Consider the following 20,477-nt stretch of genomic DNA (forward strand, 5'->3'; position numbering starts at 1 on the left):
ACACAAAAAAAAGCAGGAAAGGACTGCCCCTTCCTGCCTTGTTCCTATATTTCTGCCTTTTTTCCTTCGCTGTCTTCAGCCAGAGGCACCAGCAGATGCATCCTGGTTCCCCGGCCCAGGGCACTGTCCATGGAGATGACAATGCCGTGCTGCTCCGCGATCCACTTGGCAATGGAGAGCCCCAGCCCCGTGCCGCCTGCTCCCGTCCCCTTGGTGCGGGAGCTGTCCACCCGGTAGAAGCGCTCGAAGATTTTTTGCTGGTCCTCCTTGGCGATGCCGATGCCATCGTCCGCCAGGATAATCTCCAGCGTCCTGCCATCCGGCAATCTCCTGCAGGAAGCCGTTATATGGCCGCCGGCAGGAGTGTATTTGATACTGTTTTCCAGGAAGATGCGCAGCAGCTGCCGCAGGGTGACCTTGTCTCCGTACACCAGCCCCTCGCAGCATTCCAGCAGCTCCACGCTATGGGTCTTAGTCACCAGCTTCATCTTGCTCATGACCTCTTCCAGCAGCTGCCCCATATCCAATATTTCCTTATGGAGCACCTGACGCTTCTGGTCAGCCCGGGCCAGAAACAGCAGTTTTTCGATGAGCTCCTGCATATTTTCTGCCTCAGACCTGATGGAGGCAATGCCCTCATCCAGCACCTTGGCATCCTCCCGGCCCCAGCGGGAAAGGAGGTCAGAATACCCCAGGATAACCGTCACAGGTGTCCTCAGCTCATGGGAGGCATCGGACACAAAGCGCTTCTGCTGCTCGAATCCCCGCTCCAGCCTTTCCAACATGTGGTTGAAAGTCTCCGCCAGCACTGCCAGCTCATCCCTGGTCTGGGGCACCTCCAGCCTCCGTCCCAGCTGGGAAACCTCAATCTCCCGGGCAGAGTCCGTGATGTTCCTGATGGGGCTCAGTATCCTCTTGCTGACAAAGTAGCCCACCACCAGAGCCAGGATACAGCCCACCAGCGTGGTGATGAAGAGGAACTTCTGCAATGTGGCCAGGAAATTCCTCTCCGCCGTGATGGTGCGGAAAAAGTGCAGCTGGTAAATCTGCCCCTGATAATCCACCGTAGCCTTGGCATGGTAGATGGAGAAATTCTTCAGCTCCGACACCCGCATGTTCTGGTCAGCCCAAAAGGGCGGATCGCCGATTTCATTGGCCTCGATTATCTCTATGGACGGATAGTGGTCATCGTTCTGGTAGACCATCTGTCCCGCAATGTCGGTGATGCGGAGCACCACCCCGGGCATGACCGGGCTCTTCCGCCAGAAGGCCGGATTCTGCATCCTGCCGCTTTGGAAATCCTCCAGCATGTGCTGCATGCTCATCTCGATTTCCACCTCAGCCTGATGGTAGAAGGAGAAAAACACCCCCAGCCCCGTCACCACGCTGGAGAGGATCAGCACCACCATGAGGATAGCAGCATAGAGGAAGGTTATCTTGGTAGATATCCTCATGCGCAGGGCCGCCCTGATTATGACCCGGCCCCGGCGAAATTGCCGCCTAATCCCTGATAACATAACCTACTCCCCGGACGGTGTAGATGTATTTCTTGCCAAAACGGTCATCGATCTTTGCCCTGAGATAGCGGATATAGACATCCACCACATTGGTGTCGCCGGAATAGTCATAACCCCAGACCTGCTCCAGTATCTGGTCGCGGGTAAGCACCGTGCGCTTGTTCCGCATGAGGAATTCCAGGAGGTCATACTCCCTGCGGGTGAGCTGCACAGGAACATCTCCCACCTCCACCTCATAGGTGTTGGGATAGAGCACCAGCTCACCCACCTGGTAGCTCTCTCTCTGGTTCTGGCTGGGATTCCCCTGTGATTTTCTCAGGACATTCCTCACCCGGGCAAAGAGCTCCTGAATGGCAAAGGGCTTGGTCATGTAGTCATCAGCCCCGATGTCAAGGCCGTTTACCTTATCCTCCACATCGTCCCTGGCCGTGAGCATGATGATGGGCACCTGGGAGAACTCCCGCACCCGCTGGCAGATGGTCATGCCATCCATCCCCGGCAGCATGAGGTCCAGGAGAATCAGGTCGTAATTCTCCGTCTTGATAAGCTCAAAGGCCTTTGCCCCGTTTTCCTCGGTGGTGACCTTGAAGCCCTCATGCTCCATCTCAATCTGCAGGAACCTGGCAATGCGCAGCTCATCCTCCACAATGAGAATATGTACATTATTGTTGTTCATGGAATCCTTACCTCCGCAATCAAAACCCTGGCCAGCATAGTCAAAAAGGGTATGGCCAAGCCTATACCCTTACTATATACCGTAACGAAATTCTTGAAAAGATATTTGATGAAAATCTAACCTAAATTTAATCCAATTTTAATTTAAATTTAATACTGGCTGGACGCAGTCCGCTCCCCCAGATACATCTCCCGGAAGAGGCGGATAAGATGCGCGCTGGAAGTGGAAAGAGTGCGGTTCTTGAGCCAGGCAATCACCGTATGGGTGCTCATCTCAGGCTCCACCAGTTTTTTGTAGATGAGATTGCCGTCCGTCAGAAGCGTCTTGGAAGACACGGGCAGGAGCGCCATGCCCATGCCCATTTTCGTCAGGAGCAGGTCCTGCACTATGCTGTCGCTGACGCAGACGATGTTGGGCGTAAAGCCCTGCTTCTTGCAGTTGGCCGTAAAGACAGACTGCCAGCGCAGGGGCACCAGCAGGGGCACATCCTTCAATTCTGACAGCTGCACTTCATGTGCCTTTTCCCCAATCTCCTGCTCCCGGTTCATGATGACCACCAGAGGCTCATTGGGCAGCACGATGGATTCATAGACCTTGGCGTCAACCTGGGTGCGGGTAATGCCGATCTCGATGACCCGGTTGTCCAAAAGTTCCAGGATGCGGGCTCCCTCTGCCTCCCAAATCTGATAGGTAACCTGGGGATAACGGCGGTGGAACTCAGCCAGGAGCTCCGGCACCAGCATGGCCCCGGAGGTGGTGATGGTGCCCAAGCGCACTGCCCCTGCCACCCCGGAGCCCATCTCCGTGATTTCCCGCACAGCTCCGTCCACAATGCCCAGGATATGCTCCACCCGGGCATACATGACCTTGCCTGCATCCGTCAGGCGTATGCGGCGGCTGCCACGCTCAAAGAGCTGCACTCCCAAAGAGGTCTCCAGCCGCTTCATCTGCCTGGAAAGCGCAGGCTGGGCAATATCCAGCCGCTGGGCAGCGTGACTGATATTTCCTTCCTCTACAATGGCATAGAAGGCCCGCATGTCCTTTATTTCCATAATAATATAGCACCCTTTCCAACAAAGCCTAGTATAAGGATAGGTTATATTTTCTATAACGCAAGTCTATTATTATGGCTATTATACTTTTTTCAGCAAAAAAGTGCAATAGAAACAGGCACTTTTGCATAGTAAGTAGTGATACTCTTCACTACAAAAATATGACAAATGCAACTTTGTGTCTCTGCTCTTATATTTCTGTCAATTCACACTTGTACTCTAGCTTATATGTGGTATAATGAATTAACATATAACCTTAGTCAAAAGGTGTGCAAGAGTATAGTATATAGAAGGAGAAAGATTTTTCATGACCAGAATCAAAGACGCCCTGGATGCTGTAGCAGCTGCCATCATTGCCCAGAAGGATTACCTCTGCAGTTTGGACGCCAAGACAGGTGACGGCGATCACGGCCTCAACATGGCCCGCGGCTTCTCTGCCGTGCAGGACGCCGTAGACGAAATGGCAGACACCACCAAGCCCGGTCCGGTGCTGGAGACCATTGGCCAGACCCTGATCGAGAACGTGGGCGGTGCCGCCGGCCCCCTCTATGGCACCGGCTTCCTGAAGGCTGCCAAAGCCTGTGATGATGATACTGCCATGAACATCAAGAGCTTTGAGAAGCTCCTGGGTGCTGCCATCAAGGGCATCCAGACCCGCGGCCGCGCCGAGAAGGGCGACAAGACCATGCTGGACGTGCTGATTCCCATCCATCAGTGCTTCCTGCCGGAAAACGCCGAAGGCAAGAGCCTCTTTGCCGTATTGGAAGAAGCCAGCCGCGCTGCCAAGGCCGGTGTGGACTACACCAAGACCATCGCCGCCAAGAAGGGCCGCGCAAGTCTCGTAGGCGAGCGCAGCATTGGCTACGAGGATCCCGGTGCTGTCAGCTCCATGCTCATGTACCGCGCCCTCTACGCTTTCCTGAAAAAGTAATTTCCAAGGAATCCCCTTCCTCCCCCAAAATGCCTTGGGGGAGGATTTTAATGTCCTTTTCTTTTACATTATCATGTAGTATACTTTAGGAACCGCTGATAAATTCAGCAGCCCATCTTGACGCATCTTGCTTGTCCTCACTGCGTTAACAAATCCTCGACATAGCGTTGCTATGCCTGCGGTTTGTCGCCTTGTGAAGAACAAGCAATCTACGCCAATCTGGACAACTTCATTTTATCAGCGGTTCCTTTATTAAGTTAAACGAAAATGAACGTGTCTTATTTATAGGAGGAAGAAAATTGACTGAGAAACAAGTCCGCACCCGTTTCGCTCCCAGCCCCACGGGTTATATGCACATCGGCAACCTGCGCACCGCCCTCTACGGCTACCTGTTCGCCAAGAGCCAGAAGGGCACCTTCATCCTGCGCATCGAGGACACGGACCGTGCCCGTTACGTGGCTGACGCCGTGGACTTCATCGTCCGCACCCTGGACGCTGCCCGCATCGTGCCGGACGAAGGCCCGGACATCGGCGGCGACTTTGGTCCCTATGTCCAGAGCGAGCGCATGGAGATCTACAAGGAATACGCTGAGAAGCTGGTAGAGCTGGGCCATGCCTACTACTGCTTCTGCAACCCGGACGAGAACCACTCCACCGGCGAGTTCGGCGGCTATGACCGCACCTGCCGCGACCTTTCCCAGGAGGAAATCAAGGCTCATCTGGACAATGGCGATCCCTACGTCATCCGCCAGAAGATGCCTCTCACCGGCGAAACCACCTACTTTGACGTGCTTCACGGCAACATCACCATCCCCAACAGCGAGCTGGAGGATCAGGTGCTCCTGAAGCGTGACGGCATGCCCACCTACAACTTCGCCAATGTCATCGACGACCACCTCATGGGCGTCACCCACATCATCCGCGGGGCAGAGTTCATCACCTCCACCCCGAAGCACGTGCTGCTCTATCAGGGCTACGGCTGGGAACTGCCCACCTTCATCCACCTGGCTCCCGTCATGGGCAAGAACGAGGACGGCAGCGTTTCCAAGCTCTCCAAGCGCCACGGCGCCACCAGCTTTGACGATCTGGTGAAGATGGGCTATCTGCCTGAGGCCATCACCAACTATGTGGCACTTCTCGGCTGGAACCCCAAGACCACCAATCAGGAAATCTTCTCCATGGAAGAGCTCATCTCTGCCTTCTCCCTGGAAGGCCTGTCCAAGTCCCCTGCTGTCTTTGACTATGACAAGCTGGGCTGGCTCAACGGCGAGTACCTCAAGGCCATGAGCGACGAGGAATTTGCCGAGCGCGCCAAGGGCTTTGTAGAAAATGTGCCCGACTACCTTGAGAAGAACTGGAACAAACTCTGCTCCCTGCTGCGCACCCGCGTGGCCCGCTTCGGCGAGATTGGCGAGCAGATTGCCTTCCTCATCGAGCAGCCTGCCTTTGATGCTTCTCTTTACGTGAACAAGCGCAACAAGGTCACGGTGGAAAAGGCTCAGGAACTGCTGCCTGATATGATCGCCCTGCTGGAGACCATCGACGAGGACGGCTGGAACAACGACAATCTCTATGCCAGGCTGGAAGCCTACATCGCCGAAAAGGAACTGAAGAAGGGCCTGGCCATGTGGGTGCTGCGCATTGCCGTAGCAGGCCAGAGCGTCACCCCCGGTGGTGCTACGGAGCTGTTGGAAATGCTGGGCAGAAAAATTTCTTTGGAAAGATTGAAAAAAAGTCTTGCAAACCTCTCCACTTTGTAATATAATTATTTCTGTTCCTAAGGGCAACACCCTTAAGACTTAAATTGAATAGTGGCGCCTTCGTCAAGTGGTTAAGACACCGCCCTCTCACGGCGGGTTCATGGGTTCGAATCCCATAGGCGTCACCAACTGGCTCCTTCGTCAAGTGGTTAAGACACCGCCCTCTCACGGCGGGTTCATGGGTTCGAATCCCATAGGAGTCACCAACCGGCGCCTTCGTCAAGTGGTTAAGACACCGCCCTCTCACGGCGGGTTCATGGGTTCGAATCCCATAGGCGTCACCAGTAAATTACAGCCCGAAGCAATGCTTCGGGCTTTTTAGTGCGAAAATATGGATTGACACCACTTACCTGTGATAAAATCAATATAGAATCTTAAAAGAGACGGAGGGGTACACCATGAAGCTATGGAACGCTGTAGCCAAGCCATTCAAGAACATACACAGGATTTTCCCCACTCAGCAGGCCGAAATAGCGAAAATGATTGACGTATGCAAGGAAATTCCCAATATCAAACGCATCATCATCTTCGGCAGCAGCGTCACTGCCCAGTGCAACCCTTGGAGTGACATTGACATTTTCTTCGACCTCAGCCAAGAAATGACCAAACTCCCCGTGGTCAAGGACACGGAAACCGTCTGGGACAAGTGGGATACCTTTTCCGTAGATAAAAACCTGCTGGACGAAATACTTAGTACGGGGGTAGTTGTTTATGAGCGATAATAAACTGACCAATGACACCCTTCTCGGCATGGCCAGGAACAACCTGACCGTTGCCAAGGAAATGTACAAGCTCTATCCTGATGACAACGGCATCGTCAACCTCGTTGCCTATCATCTGCAACAAACCATCGAGCTGGCCTTAAAGCATTTTTTTGAAACTCACGGCATCAGATACGACCGCACCCACGACATCAGCGACCTGTGCTCCAAAATCCCAGATGAGCACTACGATATGTTCCGTGACATAGACATCTACGCTTCCAAATTGACGCAGATGGAGTCCAAGACCAGGTATCTGAAATCCTATTCCGTAGCAGTACGGGAAATCAAGCTGGGCTTTGACCTTGCCAATGGCATTATAGACAAGCTCACTAAACTAGAAGAGGCAGAAGACGCCCAAAACGCCATTGAACATGAAGATTCCTAAACAAGAAAGGCGGCAACAGAGCACAATGCGCTGTATGCTTATGTCACAGAGTTGAAGCAGGAAGCGCTTCTCAAAAACTTCCTGGTATTACTGCCTCCCAATCTATAGTAGGAAGGCGTGTAAGAACCGGTAGAGTGACCATTACTATCATAAAATGTCATTTGAACACGGTGCGCCTCCGCATACATATTCAAATAAGTGCTCGCCTCTCACAGCAAGTTTTCATGATTTATGGACTCCCATTTTTCTTTCAGTGCCTACAACGAAATGCATCTCCCATTTATCTGCCGAGACGTTCGATAGCATCATTAATAGCATTGACGGTTATCTCCTGTTCTATGTAAGATATCATGTGGCACGACAAAACATCTTTATCATATATGTCTTGGCACTTATTATCTCCATGTCTTTGATTTGCAATTTTATCTTCCCAACGTCTGCTATATACCCGCAGAGTATCCATAAGTGCAGATAGACGGGTATAAGCCACCACTACGGATTGGATTGTATTTTCATCAAGCATACCTATTTTACTGGCATTCTCAGAAAATACGGTAGTATACTTAGACTGCAGAGAGATTACCTTTATATCCACACCATCATGTGGAGGTTCTGGTTTTATCTTCCGTGGTTCATAGATTTTAAGCAATGTCTCAAGCTCTGTTTTAAGAGCTTTCTTTATAGCGGTCACTTGGCGCTTTCTCTCGTTATGAGCCTTGTATTTAGTATGCAAAACATTTAATATGAAGGTAAGTATGCCAGCACTTACAACAGAACCAGTCCAATCAGGCATGAAATAGATCGCCTCCTTTGAACACCAGCATAAATTTACCAGAAAAATATCATACACACGTATTAACAACCTACATACGACTTACCTGACTGGAAACATAGTCCCATATTGCATCATCATATGATCCAGGTATTACTTCACTCCACCCCATCGAAAAATCTACAGAATCAATCATTTTACCTTTATTGGTATATAAAGTAATCTTAAGCAATGTATTCTCCTTTCCATTATTCCACCTAAACCCTTGCAATAAAATATCATAACTATCATCAGGCCTCACCTGCATTACCCATTGCTTAACTCCCGTGGAATATCTTGTTGGCTTTCTAGTAGATACAAAAAAGCCAATTTCATCATCAGAGCCAATCCAATGCCAAAGACGTGAATCTGGGGTTGCTTGAGCTTTTATCGGTATAAAAAACATTGTAATGAACATAATAGAAAACACCAATAAAATGCTACATTTACTCTTCATTTAATTTCACTCCTTTTCACATCTTGCCACTTCAATAAATCACTTTTATTTTTTCATACCGTTCAATTCTCCATGTTAATATGCCACCTTGCACACCAAAGACAATTTAGGTACAAAATCATTTCAATACCAACCTGTCTCATCAACAAAGCTACCTATACTGTGTTCTATGGCAGGTATGTATTTTTTCATGTCTCCTTGATTGGTATAATATGTTATTAAGAAATATTTGTAGTTTGTTACAAAATGAAACATAATTACATCTTGATAGAATGTCATTGACGGATAAGTATGTTTCGCTGTCCATAGCTGAACTAATACTTTATGATTTGGTATGTTAATTATATCGCAATTGATAAATTTGTAGTAATCTGATGTCGTTTGGCTTAAGCTATCTTGATGTAACCACAACAAAAAATCATCATCTGCCTCCTTTATCGCGGGGCTATTTTTAACCAGAACACTCATAATAAAATTTGATTTTGGCGTCGATGCAGTCATTTTAATATTTGGGCCACGAGATTCTATGATATTCATAGCCGCAGGGATATCAAGACTAAATTGATATTCTTTGTTTCTGTATAAATTATACTCTTGAGCATCACAAACGCCAATTCCAGCAAAAAGCATAATAATTATTAAATATATACTTAACAATATTGTTTTTATACGTGCCATAAAGCGCCACCTTCAGCAATCAGTAACAAGGCAACCGTACTCATTCTCAATTCTTGTTATTATCTTTAATAGCAACTAGAATTCTTTTTGCCGACTTATTGTCAAGTTTTAAGAACTTAAATTTTTCCCCAGGGAAGGAAGTCCATTTCTCTAATTATCCGAAGCAGTAATGCTTATTTCAACAGTTCCTCCGCCTGATATTGTCCGTATTTCCACACATACTCTACGATTCAATGACGAACACCATGCACTAGAATATCCATTTTGAGAATTAGTTATCATTTGATTACATTCATTATATGACATACCTAAAGCAGAAAATATTAATGTTAATTGTCCACAAATATTTCTTGTTAACATAGCATTCGCAGGTGCAGTTGAAACATCTATAGATTGTCGATAAAGATTTCCATAAAACTTAGCCACATTATCATAATTAATTTCTTGTCCTATTAGCAAGAGAAGTTTAGATCCAAGAGAGTTTATTCGTCCATATCCATTCACACCATACAAATATAGCAATCCATCCATCTTTTTTATCCTATCACGCTGATATCTTTCCGTACTCTGCTGTGCCAGTCTTTCTGCAGTATAAGTACTATGTTTTTGGTTAAGCAGCACATCATTGTATTTTCTCCGATAATACTCATCTGAAGTCAAATCATTCTTTATATCATCAACAACAAGCATAGGTTCTAAACTAGTTGCATATATTTTTGAAACATATCCATTTTCATTTATATCTAAACTTAGTTGCAATCTATTCTTTCCCTTCCATATAGCCATTCCATAGTAATTAACATTTCCACTTTTTTTATCAAGAGAACTAATGTTATAATTTAATCTTGCAGAATTGTTAATTGAAACTATTCTCTCATGTAGATTATATGCTCCCATATTTGATAGTTGCACACTCTGTGCAAAGCATACATTAATTATTAGAAAATATACACTAAACATAAATATAAATCTAAGAACTAACTTCTTCATTCTCTCGCCTCCTAAAATATTTTCAATAAAATTTAATAATCTATATTTACTTCAATAAATCACTTTTTATTCTTTCATACTGGTCAATAAACGAAGCATATTCATTCTGTACCTCCTTATCTATCCTATCTGCCTCATCCTTCTTCTGGGAAGCACTTCCATAATAACGATTAAAAGCCAAGTTAGCTCCCATTTTCATAACTTCACAGTATCGCACAGAATCATCCAACACTTGCAAGAAATCCTTTTTCAATTCCTCTGTCCCCTGCGGAGTCCTTATGTCTTTTACCTTATACCTAACTGACGTTCTTGCATCCTTAGCCTGATCAAGCACCTTAAAATAATCTGCCCAAATCATCCCACCATTTCTGGAAGATTCCATCATGCTACCCAAATCCGTCTTAGCACTGTTATACCTGTCAATAGCATCGTCCATAGCATTAAAGAACTCCCTAAGCTCACTCAGCCTGGCTTGTCTTTCCGCCTCTATCCTCTTGCGTTCCTCTTCCAGTTTTCTCTGCTCCGTTACATAAGCTTTTAGTTGCGCTGGCAGTACAGTGATATCATCATCCAGTGTCATAACTGTATTAGGCACACTGATTTGCCCAGACAGGCTCTTTATTTGCTGCACCGTATCCTTAGATTCTTCCAAGACACTATCCAATTCCTCATCAAGCGGGCTGCCAAGAATTTGAATTGCAGTTCCTAAAACCGAACTCTCCTTCTGCAACAATTCTGTTGTTGCCTCATGCTGTGCCGTATAGCCCTGGAATGGTTTTCTTGAAGAAAACTCTTTTGCCTCGGCATCAATTTCATTCTTCTCATTCTGCAGACGCTTCTTCAGTTCATCAACGTCCCCTGCCTTAACAGCCCCATTCTGCGTATTGGACACAACCACACTGTTGGCTTCATTTAGGACACGATGCGCCTCCGCATACATCTTTAGGTAATTGCCCTCATTCATATTGTTGAAATAATAATAGGACCCAAAGCCCGTAGCCAGTAACAAGACTGCGCCAACAACAGCCTGCTTGAAATATTTATGCTTTGTCCAATCGCCAGCAGCCTTGCTTTCAGCAACATAACAAGCCACTTCCTGCACCCTTGCGCTCCCGCAATTCTTACAGAATTTGGCTTCATCGTCATTTATTGTCGAACACTTCTCACATTTCCAGTCACACTTCGGTATAGCAGCACCGCAATACGGGCAAAAACTGGCTTCAGTATCAGAAATTTGCTTTCCGCAACTATTACAGGTAATCCCCATATAGCATCACTCCTAAGGAATCAGTCCGTTACCACTTCATTATGTTCATATCTATTCTACAAACATCCATCATTTACCTGCCCAAAAACAAAAACGCCTACGACTTTCACCGCAGACGCTCCTCTCTTATAGATTTTGCCGTTATACCCGACGGCGCCCCCTTCAACAACCCTCTAAGCGAATCCACAACGCTTTCCTTGGGCTGCGTCATCTGGGCTACGATCTTCCCATTTGCCGTTATGAAAATATCTTCCTGGCTGACCATTGCCAAATATTTATCCATATCAGCCTGAAAATCCACGATTGTAACATACATAGTGCTCCCTCCTCATGCAGTTCCGTCTTTCTTTGTCTATATTTTATGACTTTAGCTTTTGAAAGACAATACTTTATCCCCCATATATAAAAACAGCGCAGACCTTTTTCTCCGGCCTGCGCTATTTCTTCTGGCAATGTTCGTCGTTATTCATTTATGCTACGCTTTCTGCGACCTGCTCGCATGCTCTATCCAGCCACTGTCCCACAGCAGCGCGTTCATCCACACATTTATCATGACCTGCGTCACTTGCATAGGCCACGAAGCTTTGACAGCCCATCAGCTTTGCTGCCTTGGTGAATTGTTTCACCCTTGCAGGAATAAATACATCCTCCATCCACTGGGAATAAATCTGTATCTTCATGATAAGTCCCTCCTTGAGCCTTGTTCGAATGACGCCAGCGCGTCTAAGTGTCCTCCTCGACACCAGTACGCTGGCCTGCTCCAGTTTCCTTTGCTGAAGCCTCTCACAAGTATTATCGTACAATCAATCCCAAAACTTAAGCATCCCAACCAACATTGCCAGAAAAAATGAAAATAAGTCCAGCAGGGTGGGTTTCTCCCCTCCCTCAATGTCTGGACTTATTATACACTGTTTGGATGGAATTAGTCAAGAATTTAATTAATTTTCATTATTGTTTCATAAATCACTCAGATTAGTTACACTAGTTCCACTGAAACCCTCTCCCGACGAGAAAAATTCCAGGCTTTTGTAAACCCGAAAGAACGGGCGTACTTCACTGCCTCCTCATGGTAGGCACCGCAGTCCTTGGGCTGGTGGGCATCAGAGGTGATGATCAGGGGCAGGTCGTATTTGGCTGCCACTTCCATGAAATCGGGATAGGGAGAGATTTCCTCAATGGGATAGCGGTAGTAGGTGCCTGTATTCACATCAATCCCCATGCCTGCCTTATGCAGCGCCCTGGCTACCCTCTCCAGATAGGGTGTCACATCGAAATCAGGCAGGATCCTGAACAGGCGGATATTGAAGGGGTGTCCCAGCACATCATAGAGACCGGAGTCTGCCAGCTTCTCTGCTTCCTCCGTATACCACTCGTAGATTTCCCTCAGGTCATGGTTGTCCCACTCTGCCTTGATCTCTGCCGAATCATAAGCCCAGCCCCGCAGGAAGTGGACAGAGCCAATCAGGTAGTCAAAATCATAGTCCTTCAGTATATCTGCCACCTTGCCCTGGTCCTGGAAGTTGCAGACCTCCATGCCAATCTTCACCTGATGATCCTTCTGCAGCTCGTGCATGAAGGCAAAGTATTCGTCTATGGTGTACTTGAACTTATTGCTCTTCAGCCACTGCTGCTGGAAGGAACCCACGAAGGAATCGTCCAGTATCAAATCCTCATAGTAAAGCTCCTTGAACTCCGGGAAGGTGTGGGAGTGCTCGGAAATGCCGATTTCCTCCAGGCCCCTCTCTTTCGCCGCCTGAAAGAACCCTTCCACCCAGGCCTTGTCGTAGGAACCCTTCTCAAAATGCATATGGTAATCTGCCTTCATGCCTTTCTCCTTTCCTATACAAGAAAGGCCCGCAGTCCCACAAAAGGACCGCAGACCTTGATATCAATTTTTCTTCTCGCCGCAGAGACCGCTCTTCAGAAGCTCGCGGATCTGCACCATGACGCCGTGCTCGGCGTTGCTCTTGGCCTCAAAGCGGGCCAGTTCCTTCACCTTGGGGTGGGCATTGGCCATAGCATAGCTGTAGTACACGGAGCTCATCATCTCCGCGTCATTCATGTAGTCGCCAAAGGCGGCGCACTCCTTGGGGGTGATCTTGAGCTTCTTCTGCACCTGCTGGATGGCGATGCCCTTATTGATGCCGAAGCCGATGATGTCCACCCAGTAGGCGCTGGCCAGCACCACCTGCAGGCGGCCATTGTACTTCTTCAGATAGGGATAGAGGGTCTTGTCCGCATTTGCCGTGGGGTCGAAGAAGGACACCTTGATGATATCGTCATCCAGGTCATCAAAACCGTCCACTGCCAGGGCATGGGTGAAGTACTTGTGCATCTCTGCCTGGAATTCCTCCGTGTACTGCTCATGCAGGGCATAGGCGCTTTTCTTGCCGCAGACCACCCCATAGCCGGGAGTGTTAGCCAGGCCATCCTTGATGACCTTCAAGGCCAGCTTACGGGGCATGGGGCTGGAGAAAAGCTCCTTGCCCCCCTGCTTCACCAGAGTGCCGTTTTCCGCCACAAAGAGAAAATCATCTTTGTAGTCCGAGAAACTGTCCAGCAGGGAGTAATACTGACGCCCGGAGGCAGGGGCAAAGAGCACCCCGTAAGACTTCATTTCCTCTATGACCTGGGGAAATTCCTCCGGCAGGTTGCCCTGCTCGTCCAAAAGCGTCCCGTCCATATCCGAAAAGATGATTTTTATCATTGTGCCACTCCTAACCTCATGTCAATAGGATTTCTTGGTAAGACCCTGAGTAAGCCAGCCAAAGTGCTGCTGCAGGTATGCCCCCACCCTTTCGCCAATGTACTTCTTGCCGAAGTAATCCGGGTGCAGGCCGTCGCTGGTATAATCCCCCCGCAAATTGCCCGCACCATCCGTAAGAGCGCTGGATACGTCCACGCTGTAGGGCTGCTGGAGGATCCAGTCATTCACATAGCGCTGATGTGCCTGCCAGTCCGGGGGCGGCACTTCGATGCCCGCTATGCGGTGCACCATGTAATCTGCATTGATGGGCGTAGCCGTCAGGAACACGGGGATAATGCCATAGGCATGGCACTTCTCGCTGATGGCAGAGAGGTTCTGCACAGTCTCCCAGCCCAAGGTTCCTGCCCGGAAATCATTTACGCCCCCCATGATTACCAGAAGCCTGGGCTTCCAGGGCAGGACATCGTCCTCAAAACGCTCCAGCATGGCCGCCGTGGTGTTGCCGCTGACCCCCAGGTTCTTCACAGGCACCTGGCAATAGGTTTCCCAGTCATACATCAGATACCCGGGAGGCACAGACACGGCCCCGCCACCATGGGTGATGCTGTCCCCCAGAGCCGCTATAGGCGTCGGCTCACCGCTGATGGAAAAACGGCTGGGTTCTGACCAGCTGCTCCTGGCCCCGGAAGGATACACGGAGCGCACCCGCCAATAGTACTCCCCCGGATGGGTGTAGCCATAGTATTCATATACGTCATATTCCCCGGCTTCGAGGCTGCGGATCTTCACATCGCCTCCCGGACTCTGACGGTAAACCTCTACCTCATGCTCCTTGACCCCGGCCTGAGGTATCCAGGAATAAACGGGGTACATGGGCATGTAGTCCATCTTTTCAAATTCCGTCGTAGGCTTTGGGGCAGGAGGATTTATCTCCGCCCCCTCCACAGGCTGAGGCTCGGTGAAGCTGCCCATATAGTTGCCATGGAAGTCCATGGCGCAGACCTTCCAGTAGCAGTCCTTGATTTTATTTCTGAAACGGCTCACTTCCACATCCACGCCATTGGTGTATATCTCCCGCTGGCGCAGCAGCACATTGGCCTTGATGTTCTCCGGGCCCTTCAGCAGCACGAACTCATACTGCACAGCCCCGGGCACGGCCTCCCACTGAAAGCGCATCTCGCTTATCTGGCTGGCTTCGACACCGGCAGTATTTTCTGCCGCCGCGGGATCCGGGTTCATCACCCCTGCCAGGAGGCACATCAAGCCCGCCAAAATCTTTTTATGACAAGAACCAAAATTTCGCATCTTACAACTCTCCCATAAATGAGGCAGGCGGCCCTTTACTGCCGCCCGCTATATTCTTCGGGACGCATCCCAAAGGATTTTCCTCATTCTATTTTAAGAGCCACGGCCTGCTTTTGTCAAACCTTTAGAATAGTCCCGTAATGCGCCCTTCGGCATCAATATCCATTTTCTCTGCCGCAGGATGAGCAGGCAGCCCCGGCATGGTGAGGATGCTGCCGGTAAGGGCCACGATAAAGCCTGCTCCGGCAGAAACTCTGAGTTCCCTTACGGTGATGGCAAAGCCCTCAGGACGCCCCAATTTAGCCGGGTCATCGGAAAGGGAATACTGGGTCTTGGCCACGCAGACAGGCATCTTGTCAAAGCCCAGGGCCTCGATTTCCTCCAGCTGCTTCTTGGCAGACGGCGCGAAAACCACCTTGTCTGCCCCGTAAATCTTCCTGGCAATGGCGGTGAGCTTTTCAGGAATGGACTGCTCCACCTCATAGGTAAGGTGGAAGTCAGCAGGCTGCTCCATGGCAGCAAGAACCTTCTCTGCCAGCGCCTGGCCGCCCTCGCCGCCCTTGGCCCAGACTTCGGAAATGGCCACCTGGGCACCGTGCTTGTTGCACTCAGCCTCCACGAACTTCAGTTCCTCTGCCGTATCCGTGGGGAATGCGTTCACAGCCACCACGGCGGGCAGGCCGAAGCCCTTGATGCTCTCGATGTGCTTGGAAAGGTTGGCCAGGCCCTTCTCCAGAGCCTCCATATCCACCTTGCCCAGCTGGTCCTTGGCCAGGCCGCCGTGCATCTTCAGGGCCCTGACGGTTGCCACGATGACCACCGCATCGGGATGCACGCCCATGAAGCGGCACTTGATATCCAGGAACTTCTCAGCCCCCAGGTCAGCGCCGAAGCCTGCCTCCGTCACCACGATATCGGAAAGCTTCAGGGCGTGCTTGGTGGCCATGACACTGTTGCAGCCGTGGGCAATATTGGCGAAGGGACCGCCGTGGATAAAGGCAGGGGTACCCTCCAGGGTCTGCACCAGATTGGGCTTGATGGCATCCTTGAACAACAGGGTGAGGGCCCCGGTGACACCCAGCTCATCAGCCCTGACTGCCCTGCCGCTGCGGGTGTAGGCCACCACGATCTCTCCCAGGCGCTTCTTCATGTCCTGCAGGTCGGAAGCCAGGCAGAGAATGGCCATCATCTCGGAAGCCACGGTGATGTCGAAGCCCGTCTCCCGGGGCACCCCGTGAGGCTTGCCCCCCATGCCTACCACCACATGGCGGAGAGCCCGGTCATTGAGGTCCAGCACCCGCTTCCAGACAATGCGGCGCACGTCAAGGTCCAGGGCATTGCCCTGCTGGAGATGGTTGTCTATCACTGCTGCCAGCAGGTTGTGAGCGGTGGTGATGGCATGGAAATCACCGGTGAAGTGCAGGTTGATATCCTCCATGGGCACTACCTGGGCATAGCCGCCCCCGGCAGCGCCGCCCTTGAGGCCGAAGCATGGACCCAGGGAAGGCTCACGCAGAGCCACGCTCACTTTCCTGCCCATGCGGTGCAGGGCATCGGCCAGGCCCACGCTGGTGGTGGTCTTGCCCTCTCCGGCAGGAGTGGGGTTGATGGCCGTCACCAGCACCAGCTTGCCGTTCTTCCTGTCCTTCACGTTGTTCCAGACCTCGGCAGTGAGCTTGGCCTTGTACTTGCCGTAAAGTTCCAGGTCATCTTCAGTAAGGCCCAGGCTGGCGGCAATTTCCTTGATAGGCTGCATTTTGGCTTCCTGTGCAATCTCCACATCGCTTTTCATGGCTTTTCCTCCTACATCCAAACTATCAGGCAAGCTGCATTTCTGCAGCCTGCACCACATTCTCCATCAGCATAGCCACCGTCAGGAGGCCCACGCCGCCGGGTACGGGGGTTATGGCTCCTGCCACTTCCTTTACGGCCTCGAAGTCCACATCACCCACAAGTTTCTCCTTGGCTCCCGGCTCGGCAGGAGGCAGGCGGTTGATGCCCACATCAATGACCGTAGCCCCTTCCTTCACCATATCGGCGGTGATGAACTTGGGACGTCCTACGGCTGCCACCAGGATATCCGCCTCCCGGGTCACTGCAGGCAGATTCTCCGTACGGGAATGGCAGATGGTGACGGTGGCGTTCCTGGCCAGCAGCAGGTGCAGCATGGGCTTGCCCACGATATTGCTGCGGCCCACCACTACGGCTTTCTTCCCTTCAATTTCAATGCCCGCCAGTTCCAGCATCTTCAGGCAGCCATGAGGGGTGCAGGGCAGGAGAGCCTCCTCCCCCTTCACCATGCGTCCTACATTGACAGGGTGGAAGCCGTCCACGTCCTTCACAGGGTCAATGCTGTCCAAGATTTCCTCCTCAGCGGAGCGCAGGGCCTTGGGCAGGGGCAGCTGCACCAGGATGCCGTGGATTTTCGCGTCCTTGTTCAGGCTGTCAATCCTGGCTAAGATTTCTTCCTTGGAGCTGTCCTCGGCCATTTCAATGACCTCGGAATAGATGCCCAGTTCCTCACAAGCCTTGTGCTTGTTCCGCACATAGACCTCGGAAGCCGGGTCATGGCCCACGATGATGACCGCCAGCCCCGGGCGCACACCGTATTTTTCCTCCAGCCTGTCTGCCCTTTCTTTGGCATCTTCTTTGAACTGCCCGGCAAAAACCTTTCCTTCCAATAACCTTGCTGACAAATGAACCCCTCCATACGATAATAATCTGTCTTCAATGAGATGAAGCCAAACCTGTCTAGCTTATACAGCTCAAAACGCCCCACCTCATCCGTCAGTCCTGCGGACTGCCACCTTCCCCATAGGGGAAGGCCTTATATCAGAAAAACGCCGGCAGAAACTGCCGACGTTCAACTCAAAGATAATAGCTCACCCAGGCGCAGAGGCAGATTGCCACAGAGACAACGCCATTGCGCAGGAAATAAGCCTGGGTCACCCGGGAAAAATCCGTAGGTGACACAATGCTGTGCTGATAGTACAAAGTACCTGCGGCAATGCCCACCCCCACAAAGTAAAGGGAATGAAGGGAAAGCATGATGCCCACGGCAAAGAAACAAGCAACACAAATCACGTGGAGCACCTTGGAAATCCTGAAGGCCCCCACACCGCCATAGGAAACTGCCAGGGAATGGAGCCCCTGGCTCTTGTCGAATTCCTCATCCTGTGCCCCGTACATGGCATCAAAGGCCCCAATCCACAGAGCCACTGCCGTGCACAGCACGATCATGGGCGCATCAATAGTGCCCCGGACAGCCACCCAGCCCCCCGCGGGAGCCATGGCAATGGCCAGCCCCAGGAAAAGATGCACCCAGCCCGTAATCCGCTTCATGTAAGGATAAACCAGGCAGGGTAGCGCAGCCACAGGCAGCAGATAGAGACAGATAGGCTGGAGCTGGGCCACGGAAAGCACCATAAGAGCCAGGCAGATGATGATGAACACCTTTGCCTCGCGCTTGGTTATCTCCCCCCGCACCATGGCACGATAGGCCATGCGGGGCTGCTGGCTGTCATATTTGAGGTCTGCCAGATTGTCCATAGCCAGAGCCGCCGCCCTGCCCGTGGTGATGGCCAAAGCCACCCACAGGAGCACCATAGGCTCAGGGTGGCCATCTGCAGCCAGCACCGCCGCCATCAAGCCAAAGGGCAGGTCAAAGAGGGTGTGGTGCAGAGCCACATTGTTGATATGGGCCTTTATGCTGATCAATCCAGTCCTAGCTCCTTCCATTTGGCATCTACTCGCGCCTTCACGGCCTCGGGTGTGGCCACTTCTTCGGGCCACTGGCGGGCATGGCCTTCCTCAGGCCAGGTCTTGGTGGCATCAATGCCCAGCTTGGCCCCCCACTTGGCCATGGGTGAGGAATGATCCAATACATCCAAGGGACCATGCACGATTTCCAGATCGTGGTCGGCATCGATGTTGTTGAACACCCGCCAGGCCACTTGGGCATAGTCCTGCACATCCACATGGTCGTCCACCACGATGATCATCTTCACGTTCATCATCTGGCCCATGCCCCAGAGGGCGTGCATGACCTTCCGGGCGTGCATGGGGAACTGCTTCTTGATGGAAACAATGCAGCAATCGTGGAAAACGCCCTCAATGGGCATATTGATATCCTTCACCTCAGGCAGCATCTGCTGCAGGAGAGGCAGGAAGATACGCTCCGTAGCCTTGGCCAGATACGCATCCTCCATGGGAGGACGTCCCACCACCGTGGCAAAGTAAATGGGATTTTCCCTGTGGGTGATAGCGGTGATATGGAACACGGGGTACTCGTCTGCCAGAGAGTAATAGCCCGTATGGTCGCCAAAAGGTCCCTCAATGCGGCTCTCATGGGGCAGCACATAGCCCTCCAGAATGATTTCCGCCGTAGCTGGCACCTCGATGTCCACGGTCTTGCACTTCACCATTTCCACAGACTTGTGCCGCAGGAATCCGGCAAAGACCATTTCGTCAATATCCCTGGGCAGGGGAGCCGTAGCTGCATAAGTCAGCACAGGATCCGTGCCGATGGCCACGGCGCACTCTATTTTCTCGCCGCCAGCGGCCTCCATATCCCGATAGTTCTCCGCCCCGTTCTTGTGGATATGCCAGTGCATGCCCGTGGTACGGCTGTCGTACTTCTGCAGGCGGTACATGCCCACATTGCGCTTGCCGGTCTTAGGATTCTTGGTAAAGACAAGAGGCAGGGTCACGAAGGGACCGCCGTCCTCCGGCCAGCACTTGAGAATGGGGATTTCATCCAGATTGGGATTTTCCGTCTCCACCACTTCCTGACAGGGGGCGGACTTCACATACTTGGGGAAATTCACCGCATTCTTGATCATGGGGATCATGGTGATGACACTCATCTTGTTCTGCAGGGACACATAGGGCAGCTTCAGCATTTCCCGCAGTTCCTCTGCGATATCATCCAGCTTCTCCACGCCCATGGCCAGGGACATGCGCTCATAGCTGCCAAAGGCATTGATGAGCACGGGCATGGAGGAGCCCTTCACCTTCTCAAAGAGAATGGCCACGTTCTTGTCCTCCGGCCCCTTGGAAATGCGGTCTACAATCTCTGTGATTTCCAGCTCCGGGTCAACTTCCGTCTTGACGCGCTTCAAGAGGCCCCGGCTTTCCAGCACCTCCATGAACTCGCGCAAATCCTTATATGCCAATGA

The 20,477-nt window shown here is 51.0% G+C and carries 21 protein-coding genes and 3 tRNA genes; 7 read left to right on the forward strand and 17 right to left on the reverse strand.

Features of this window, described 5'->3' with window-relative positions:
• Positions 1-44: 44 nt before the first annotated feature.
• The 3 genes from P159_RS0102230 to P159_RS0102240 form a co-directional block, all read right to left on the reverse strand.
• Positions 45-1,454 carry an ATP-binding protein gene (locus P159_RS0102230; RefSeq protein ID WP_051650056.1) on the reverse strand — a complete coding sequence of 470 codons (1,410 nt, stop codon included), beginning with the start codon at positions 1,452-1,454 and terminating at the stop codon, positions 45-47.
• A gap of 46 nt (positions 1,455-1,500) precedes the next feature.
• A complete protein-coding gene (locus P159_RS0102235; RefSeq protein WP_029541025.1) occupies positions 1,501-2,193 on the reverse strand; it encodes a response regulator transcription factor in 693 nt (230 codons plus the stop codon).
• Positions 2,194-2,342: 149 nt separating this feature from the next.
• The gene (locus P159_RS0102240; protein WP_029541027.1) at positions 2,343-3,245 is read right to left on the reverse strand and encodes a LysR family transcriptional regulator; all 903 of its coding nucleotides are present in this window, start codon (positions 3,243-3,245) and stop codon (positions 2,343-2,345) included.
• Between the two features lie 307 nt (positions 3,246-3,552).
• Here P159_RS0102240 and dhaL point away from each other — a divergent pair, with 307 nt between their 5' ends.
• The 7 genes from dhaL (at position 3,553) to P159_RS0102275 (ending at position 7,085) form a co-directional block, all read left to right on the forward strand.
• Entirely contained in the window at positions 3,553-4,176 is a 624-nt protein-coding gene (gene dhaL, locus P159_RS0102245) for a dihydroxyacetone kinase subunit DhaL (RefSeq protein WP_029541028.1), read from the forward strand.
• A gap of 299 nt (positions 4,177-4,475) precedes the next feature.
• Positions 4,476-5,936, forward strand: coding sequence for a glutamate--tRNA ligase (gene gltX / locus P159_RS0102250; protein ID WP_029541031.1), 1,461 nt, complete (start codon positions 4,476-4,478; stop codon positions 5,934-5,936).
• Positions 5,937-5,989: 53 nt separating this feature from the next.
• A tRNA-Glu gene (locus tag P159_RS0102255) sits at positions 5,990-6,064 on the forward strand.
• Between the two features lie 3 nt (positions 6,065-6,067).
• Positions 6,068-6,142: transfer RNA gene (locus tag P159_RS0102260), tRNA-Glu, on the forward strand.
• Positions 6,143-6,145: 3 nt separating this feature from the next.
• Positions 6,146-6,220 (forward strand) — tRNA-Glu (locus tag P159_RS0102265).
• Positions 6,221-6,334: 114 nt separating this feature from the next.
• Complete coding sequence (locus P159_RS0102270) at positions 6,335-6,658, forward strand: nucleotidyltransferase domain-containing protein (protein ID WP_029541033.1); 324 nt, start codon at positions 6,335-6,337, stop codon at positions 6,656-6,658.
• Entirely contained in the window at positions 6,648-7,085 is a 438-nt protein-coding gene (locus P159_RS0102275; RefSeq protein ID WP_029541036.1) for a HEPN domain-containing protein, read from the forward strand. The genes P159_RS0102270 and P159_RS0102275 overlap by 11 nt, the downstream gene beginning before the upstream one ends.
• Before the next feature lie 280 nt (positions 7,086-7,365).
• Here P159_RS0102275 and P159_RS0102280 read toward each other — a convergent pair whose 3' ends face one another.
• The 14 genes from P159_RS0102280 to P159_RS0102345 all read right to left on the reverse strand — a co-directional run bounded on the left by P159_RS0102280 (position 7,366) and on the right by P159_RS0102345 (position 20,474).
• Positions 7,366-7,878 carry a hypothetical protein gene (locus P159_RS0102280; protein ID WP_029541039.1) on the reverse strand — a complete coding sequence of 171 codons (513 nt, stop codon included), beginning with the start codon at positions 7,876-7,878 and terminating at the stop codon, positions 7,366-7,368.
• Positions 7,879-7,948: 70 nt separating this feature from the next.
• Entirely contained in the window at positions 7,949-8,353 is a 405-nt protein-coding gene (locus P159_RS0102285) for a hypothetical protein (RefSeq protein WP_029541041.1), read from the reverse strand.
• Between the two features lie 123 nt (positions 8,354-8,476).
• Positions 8,477-9,031, reverse strand: coding sequence for a hypothetical protein (locus P159_RS0102290; RefSeq protein WP_029541043.1), 555 nt, complete (start codon positions 9,029-9,031; stop codon positions 8,477-8,479).
• 150 nt (positions 9,032-9,181) lie between these two features.
• Positions 9,182-10,021, reverse strand: a complete 840-nt coding sequence (locus tag P159_RS0102295) for a hypothetical protein (RefSeq protein WP_029541044.1) — start codon at positions 10,019-10,021, stop codon at positions 9,182-9,184.
• 46 nt (positions 10,022-10,067) lie between these two features.
• Positions 10,068-11,288: a zinc ribbon domain-containing protein gene (locus P159_RS0102300; RefSeq protein WP_029541046.1), complete on the reverse strand. Its 1,221-nt coding sequence runs from the start codon at positions 11,286-11,288 to the stop codon at positions 10,068-10,070.
• A 106-nt stretch (positions 11,289-11,394) separates the two neighbouring features.
• Entirely contained in the window at positions 11,395-11,604 is a 210-nt protein-coding gene (locus P159_RS0102305; RefSeq protein WP_029541048.1) for a hypothetical protein, read from the reverse strand.
• 154 nt (positions 11,605-11,758) lie between these two features.
• A complete protein-coding gene (locus tag P159_RS0102310; protein WP_029541050.1) occupies positions 11,759-11,968 on the reverse strand; it encodes a hypothetical protein in 210 nt (69 codons plus the stop codon).
• A gap of 296 nt (positions 11,969-12,264) precedes the next feature.
• Positions 12,265-13,113, reverse strand: coding sequence for a histidinol-phosphatase (locus P159_RS0102315; protein WP_029541051.1), 849 nt, complete (start codon positions 13,111-13,113; stop codon positions 12,265-12,267).
• A 63-nt stretch (positions 13,114-13,176) separates the two neighbouring features.
• On the reverse strand, positions 13,177-13,995 hold the full coding sequence (locus P159_RS0102320) for an HAD family hydrolase (protein ID WP_029541052.1): 819 nt from the start codon (positions 13,993-13,995) through the stop codon (positions 13,177-13,179).
• Between the two features lie 21 nt (positions 13,996-14,016).
• On the reverse strand, positions 14,017-15,300 hold the full coding sequence (locus P159_RS0102325) for an SGNH/GDSL hydrolase family protein (RefSeq protein WP_080705879.1): 1,284 nt from the start codon (positions 15,298-15,300) through the stop codon (positions 14,017-14,019).
• Positions 15,301-15,424: 124 nt separating this feature from the next.
• Positions 15,425-17,092 carry a formate--tetrahydrofolate ligase gene (locus P159_RS0102330; protein WP_029541057.1) on the reverse strand — a complete coding sequence of 556 codons (1,668 nt, stop codon included), beginning with the start codon at positions 17,090-17,092 and terminating at the stop codon, positions 15,425-15,427.
• Positions 17,093-17,117: 25 nt separating this feature from the next.
• Complete coding sequence (gene folD, locus P159_RS0102335) at positions 17,118-17,996, reverse strand: bifunctional methylenetetrahydrofolate dehydrogenase/methenyltetrahydrofolate cyclohydrolase FolD (RefSeq protein ID WP_029541060.1); 879 nt, start codon at positions 17,994-17,996, stop codon at positions 17,118-17,120.
• A 172-nt stretch (positions 17,997-18,168) separates the two neighbouring features.
• Positions 18,169-19,017 carry a 4-hydroxybenzoate octaprenyltransferase gene (locus P159_RS0102340; RefSeq protein ID WP_318253481.1) on the reverse strand — a complete coding sequence of 283 codons (849 nt, stop codon included), beginning with the start codon at positions 19,015-19,017 and terminating at the stop codon, positions 18,169-18,171.
• Positions 19,014-20,474: a menaquinone biosynthesis decarboxylase gene (locus tag P159_RS0102345; RefSeq protein WP_029541065.1), complete on the reverse strand. Its 1,461-nt coding sequence runs from the start codon at positions 20,472-20,474 to the stop codon at positions 19,014-19,016. Before P159_RS0102345 ends, P159_RS0102340 begins: the two co-directional genes overlap by 4 nt.
• Positions 20,475-20,477 lie beyond the last annotated feature (3 nt).

Origin of the sequence: Selenomonas sp. AB3002 (assembly GCF_000702545.1) — a bacterium.
Lineage (GTDB): Bacteria > Bacillota > Negativicutes > Selenomonadales > Selenomonadaceae > Selenomonas_B > Selenomonas_B ruminantium_A.